The organism is Nonomuraea sp. NPDC003201, assembly GCF_053590415.1.
Map to the genome: position 1 here is coordinate 1 of NZ_JBSFTC010000482.1, position 5,966 is coordinate 5,966.

Genomic DNA, 5,966 nt, shown 5'->3' on the forward strand with positions numbered 1-5,966 from the left:
CCCGCGGCGAGCTGGTGGACGGGGTGCCGCGCGACGGCGGCGGCACGGTCGCGCTCCGGATCGCCCGCTCGCTCAAGCCGGTCATCGCCGCGATCAACGGCCCCGCCGTGGGCGTCGGGCTGACGATGACGCTGCCCATGGACATCCGGCTGGCCTCGGCGCAGGCCCGGTTCGGGTTCGTGTTCGCGCGGCGCGGCATCGTCACCGAGGCCGCGTCGAGCTGGTTCCTGCCCAGGATCGCCGGCATCGCCCAGGCCATGGAATGGGCCGCGACCGGCCGGATCTTCCCCGCCTCCGAGGCGCTCGAAGGGCGGCTGGTCTCGCGGGTGTATCCGCCCGAGGAGCTGCTGCCGGCGGCGTACGCGCTGGCCCGCGAGATCGCCGACAACACCTCGGCCGTCTCCGTGGCCGCCATCCGCAGGCTGATGTGGTCGGGCCTGTCGGCGTCCTCGCCGTGGGAGGCGCACGCGGCCGACTCGCGCGTCATGGCCGAGCTGGGCGGCGCGCCCGACACGGTCGAGGGGGTGACGGCGTTCCTGGAGAAGCGCCCGGCGGACTTCCCGATGCGGGTGAGCGAGGATCTGCCGCCCGGTGTCCCGTCATGGCCGGACAATCCTTATGGTGTCTAGCATGTACGAGATCACCGTGCTGCAGCTGCCGGACGACTTCGAGGGCGAGGTCGTCGCGACGCTGGTCTCCAGGAAGGCGGGATCCCGCAGGGCGGTGCTCTACCTGCACGGGTTCACCGACTACTTCTTCCAGGACCACCTCGCCGACCACTACGTCCAGCGCGGCATCGACTTCTACGCTCTCGACCTGCGCAAATACGGGCGTTCGCTGCTGCCGCACCAGACCAGGGGCCTGATCAGGAGCGTCACCGACTACTTCCCCGAGATCGACGAGGCCGTCCGCATCGTCAGGCAGGACCACGACGAGCTGACGATCAACGCCCACTCGACCGGCGGCCTGGTCGCCTCCCTGTGGGCCGACCGGGTCCGCGGGCGGGGGCTGGTGCAGGGGATGGTGCTCAACAGCCCGTTCTTCGACCTGAACGTGCCCGCCCCGCTGCGCATGGCCGCCGACCTGTTCAAGACGCCCCTCTCGTACACGCGGTGGGCGCTCCCGCTGGGGGTCAGCACCGTCTACGGGCAGACGCTGCACCGCAGCGAGGGCGGCGAGTGGGACTACGACCTGGAGCTCAAGCCGCTGGGCGGCTTCTCCGTGCACGCCATGTGGCTGGCCGCCATCCGCCGGGCGCAGCGGCGGCTGCAGGCGGGGCTCGCGGTGGACGTGCCGGTCCTCGTGCTGGCCTCCACCAACGGGCTGCGGGTACGCGACCTCGTCCCGGAGGCCCGCTCGGCGGACATCGTGCTCGATCCCCAGCACATCGCCCGCTGGGCCACCTCGCTCGGCCCGCACGTCACGTGCGTGCGCATCCCGGACGGCCTGCACGACCTGGTGCTGTCGGCGGAGCCGGCGCGCAAGCAGGTCTTCGCCGAGCTGGACCGCTGGATGGACGCCTATGTCTACCAGGGGAAGGAGAACAGCCCGTAGTAGGCCGCCGCCACCAGCAGCAGCCCCGTGCCGCCCAGCACGCCGGCGACGGCCACGTGCTGCCAGCGGCCCGGCCGCATGCCCTCGCGCAGTGCCGACACGAACGCCGCCACCGCCGTCACCTCCTGGATCAGCATGAGCGCCGCGAGCAGCCGCACGATCAGCCAGCCGGCCAGCACGGCCGGCCAGGCGCCCGCCTGGTTGACCGAGAACAGCACCAGCAACATGATGAACGCGATCACCGAGGCCAGCAGGCCCAGGCCCGTCCAGACCATCCGGCTGAGCCGGCGTCTGATCGGGGGCCACAGCCTGGCGTTCGTCTCGGCGGGGACCTGGGGACGGCCGCGCAGGCGTACGACCATGGCCGCGACGGGGCCCGCCACGTAGCCGACGGCGGCCAGGCAGATCGTCAGCCCGAGCATCGTGCCGCCCGCGTACCAGGGGGCGGCCGGCACGTCGCTGGCCTCGTACCGCTGCACCGGCGTCGCGCCCGCCATGTGCAGGGCGGGCCGCGCGGTGCCGGGCAGGCCGGTGATCCAGTTGGCCAGCGTTTCCAGGTAGCCCTTGGTGAAGGGGCCGCCGTTCACCCGCATGGCGTGGTCGCCCTTGGCCATGAAGCGGATCGTGTAGTCGTCGTTGCCCGCTTTGTTCATGCCCTTGACGAGCGCCTGGGTGGACTCGACGAACGGGATCGAGGGGTCGGTGGTGCCGTAGAAGGCCAGGACCGGCTGTCTGATCCCGCTTAATGCCGGCAGCGCGTCATATCTGAGGAAGTTGAAGCCGACCCCGCCCATGGCCCTGGTCAGCAGGTCGCGCGCGCCGATCGGGGCCCGCAGCCGGAGCAGCTGCTCGTTCAGCGCCCAGGCGACCTGGCGCAGCGGGGAGACGTTCGGGGACGACACCAGGATCACGAACCCCACCGCCGTGCTCTTCGCCGCGGCGATCGGCACCACCCAGCCGCCCTCGCTGACCCCCCACAGGCCGATGCGGGCCGGGTCGACCTCGGGACGCGTGCGCAGGAGCTCCACCATGCGCAGGGCGTCGTCGGCGAGCAGCGAGAAGTCCCGCTGGCGGAAGTTGTAGCCGATCGTGCGCTTGTCGAACGCGATCGTCACCACGCCCGCCTTGGCCAGGAACTCCGCCTGCGGCGTGAACTCCGTCCGCGACCCGTTGCCCGACCCCGACACGAACACCATCGCCGGGTGCCGCCCGGGCGTCACCGGCAACCGGAGCGTCCCGTCCAGGCGTTGACCCTCCGCCGAGACGGAGATCTCCTCCCTGCGGACGGGATCGACCGCCACCACCGGCCGCAGCTCGCTCGTGGGCTGCGCCGGGATCGTCTGGAAGGCTGGATCCACCTTGAGCGGCGGCGGATCGAACGCGGGCGGCAACACGTATCCGACCGTCGCGAGAGCCACCAGCACCAGACCGGCGGCGACGCTCAAGGTGCCACGGCCAGTGCGCATCGGCCTCCCCATGTGCGTTGGTTTGCCCGCCGATCTTCTAGCCTACTCCCGGCCTGCGGGACAGATGAGGCCGCATTTGTCGGTGAGAGCTGTTAGCTTCCTGCGACATGCGGATCCTGCACACCTCAGACTGGCATCTGGGGCGCTCGTTCCATCGCGAGAGCCTGCTCTCGGCGCAGGAGGCGTTCGTCGACCACCTGGTGGAGACGGTCCGGGCGGAGCGGGTCGACGTGGTGGCGGTCGCGGGCGACGTCTACGACCGCGCGCTGCCGCCGGTCGACGCGGTCGCCCTGCTGGACTCGGCGCTCGGGCGGCTGCGCGCGGCGGGGGCGCGGGTGGTGCTGATCAGCGGCAACCACGACTCGGCGCTGCGGCTGCGCTTCGGCTCGGGCCTCTTCGAGGCCGCCGGGGTGCACGTGCGCACCTCGCCCGACCTTTCCTGGGAGCCGGTGCTGATCGACGACGTGGCCTTCTACGGCATCCCCTACCTGGAGCCCGAGCTGGTCCGCCACGCCTGGGAGCTGCCCGACCGGAGCCACACGGCGGCCCTCACGTACGCGATGGACCGCGTCAGGGCCGACGCCGCCCGCCGCCGCGCCTCGGTGGTGCTGTCGCACTGCTTCGTCGTCGGGGGCCAGGCCAGCGACAGCGAGCGCGACATCAGCGTGGGCGGGGTGGCCCACGTGCCGCTGTCGGCCTTCGACGGGGTGTCCTATGTCGCGCTGGGCCACCTCCACGGGCGGCAGCGCATGTCGGAGACGGTGCGTTACTCGGGGTCGCCGCTGGCGTACTCGTTCTCGGAGGTCGGCCACGTCAAGGGCTCGTGGCTGGTCACGCTCGGCTCGGGGGCCGACTTCGTGCCGGCGCCGGTGCCGCGGCCCGTGGGGCGGCTGCGGGGCGACCTGGAGGAGCTGCTGACCTCTGCCCGGCACACGCCGTACGAGGACCACTGGCTGCACGTCACCCTCACCGACGCCGTCCGCCCCAAATCGGCCATGGACCGGCTGCGCGCCCGCTTCCCCCACACCCTCGCCCTCTCCTTCGACCCGGTCGGCGCCGCGCCCGCCGCCCAGCCCGTTCAGGTGAGCGGGCGGCCGGAGGCGGAGGTGGCCCTCGATTTCGTCAGGGAAGTACGCGGCGAGCCTGCCGCACGTGACGAGGAAGACCTGCTAAGACAGGCCATCGAGGCGTCGAGGGTGAAGGAGACGATGGCGTAGATGCGGCCGCACCGGCTCTCGCTGACGGCGTTCGGGTCGTTCCCGGGCACCGAGACGGTCGACTTCGACGCGCTGGCCGAGGCGGGCCTGTTCCTGATCCAGGGGCCCACGGGGGCGGGCAAGACCACCATCCTCGACGCGCTCTGCTTCGGCCTCTACGGTCAGGTGCCCGACCCGCAGCGCAACGACGCCCGCAGCCTCCGCTGCGACCACGCCCCGCCGTCGGCCGGGCCCTCGGTCACGCTGGAGGTGTCCATCCGCGGGCGGTTACTCCGCATCCAGCGTTCGCCGTCCTGGCAGCGGCCCAAGCTGCGCGGGACGGGGTTCACCGAGGAGAAGCCCAAGGTCGTCGTCTCGGAGTGGCGCGGGTCGGAGTGGCAGGGCCTGACCACCCGGCTGGACGAGGCGGGCGACCTGATCGGCGGGCTGCTGGGCATGAACGCCGCCCAGTTCTGCCAGGTGGCGATGTTGCCTCAGGGCAATTTCGCCAAGTTCCTGCGGGCCGAGGGGGAGGAGCGCCGCAGGCTGCTGGAGCGGCTGTTCTCGGTCAAGGTCTTCACCCAGGCGGAGTCGTGGCTGGCCGAGCACCGCAAGCTGGCCTTCCGGGAGGCGCAGGAGCTCCGGCAGGAGGTCGACTTCGCCGTCCAGCGGGTCGAGGAGGCGGCCGGCGACGACCTGGACGGGGTCTCCGAGCCCGAGGACGATCCCCTGCGGTGGGCGGGGGCGCTGCTCGACGCCGCGCGGGCCGTCGTGGGCCGGGCGGGCGAGGAGCACGAGGCGGCCGGGCAGGCAGCGCGTTCGGCGCGGCTGCGGTTCGAGCAGGCCGCCGCGCTGGCCGACCGGCAGCGCCGGCACGCCGAGGCGCTCACCATGCGCCGCACCCTTGACGAGCGGGCGGACGAACGGGCCGACCTGCAGGCCATCCTCGACGACGCGGCCAGGGCCGATCGCGTGCTGCCTCTGATCACGGCGGTCAGGCAGCGTTCGGAGGCCGCCGCCAAGGCACGCGCCCTGGCCGCCGACGCGCTCGCCCGAGCCCGCCCCCTCCTCGCCCGGCAGGCGGCCGCCGCCACCGGCCACTCACCGGGCGGCTCGGCGTGGGAGGGCTCAGCTGCCGTCAGGCCTGTGCCGGGCGGGCGGTCGGTGGGTGAGCCGTCGGCGGCCGAGCTGGCCGCGCTGGAGCGGGAGCGGCAGGCCGAGATCGCGCGGCTGTCGGAGCTGCTCACCGAGGAGGCCCGGCTGTCGGTGGTCCGGCGTGACCTGCTGCGCGTGGAGGAGGAGCTGGCCGAGCTGGTCGGCGCCGACGAGGCCGTCAGCAAGCGGCTGGCCGCCCTGCCCGCCCTCATCGAGCGGGCCGAGGGCAGGCTGGCCGAGGCGCGCATGGACGCCGCCAGGATCCCGGCCGCGCAGGCCGTACGCGACGCCGCCGCCCACCTGATCGAGATCGACGACGAGCTGGCCAGGCTGGCCGCGGAGCTCGACGCGCTGGCGCAGCGCGAGGCCGCGGTGTCCGCCGCCGAGGCCGAGCTGCCCGAGCGGATCGCCGACGCCGCCGCGGCCCTGGCCGAGGTGCAGGCGGAGGCGGCGGCCATCCCCGCGGCGTCCGCAGGGCTCGACGCCGCCAGGGCCGCGCTGGAGGCCACCCACCGCCGCGAGGCCCTCGCCGCTGAGCTGGAGGCGGCCGCCGCCGCCCACCAGGCGCTCGTGGACCACGCCCAGGCGCTCCGCG

General features: G+C 73.3%; 5 protein-coding genes. 4 read left to right on the top strand and 1 reads right to left on the bottom strand.

The annotated features are described in order from the left end of the window. Positions 1-629, top strand: a 629-nt coding sequence (locus ACWDX9_RS58490; protein WP_449972095.1) for an enoyl-CoA hydratase-related protein, incomplete at its 5' end; no start/stop codon positions are given. Between the two features lies 1 nt (position 630). Continuing rightward, positions 631-1,554 (top strand): alpha/beta hydrolase, encoded by a 924-nt coding sequence (locus tag ACWDX9_RS58495; protein ID WP_449972097.1) that lies wholly within the window; start codon positions 631-633, stop codon positions 1,552-1,554. Here ACWDX9_RS58495 and ACWDX9_RS58500 read toward each other — a convergent pair. Beyond that, positions 1,527-3,020 carry an alpha/beta hydrolase family protein gene (locus ACWDX9_RS58500; protein ID WP_449972100.1) on the bottom strand — a complete coding sequence of 498 codons (1,494 nt, stop codon included), beginning with the start codon at positions 3,018-3,020 and terminating at the stop codon, positions 1,527-1,529. The two genes, ACWDX9_RS58495 and ACWDX9_RS58500, sit on opposite strands and share 28 nt — an antisense overlap. Positions 3,021-3,127: 107 nt before the next feature. Here ACWDX9_RS58500 and ACWDX9_RS58505 point away from each other — a divergent pair, with 107 nt between their 5' ends. Both ACWDX9_RS58505 and ACWDX9_RS58510 read left to right on the top strand, forming a co-directional pair. Then, positions 3,128-4,237: an exonuclease SbcCD subunit D gene (locus ACWDX9_RS58505; RefSeq protein WP_449891399.1), complete on the top strand. Its 1,110-nt coding sequence runs from the start codon at positions 3,128-3,130 to the stop codon at positions 4,235-4,237. After that, positions 4,238-5,966 (top strand): AAA family ATPase (locus tag ACWDX9_RS58510; RefSeq protein WP_449972103.1); only part of this gene is annotated, 1,729 nt, incomplete at its 3' end.

Excerpts from the sequence above, each read along its gene's own strand:
- ACWDX9_RS58495 (WP_449972097.1), top strand. The coding sequence starts at position 631 with ATGTACGAGATCACCGTGCTGCAGCTGCCGGACGACTTCGAGGGCGAG.
- ACWDX9_RS58500 (WP_449972100.1), bottom strand. The coding sequence starts at position 3,020 with ATGCGCACTGGCCGTGGCACCTTGAGCGTCGCCGCCGGTCTGGTGCTG.
- ACWDX9_RS58505 (WP_449891399.1), top strand. The coding sequence starts at position 3,128 with ATGCGGATCCTGCACACCTCAGACTGGCATCTGGGGCGCTCGTTCCAT.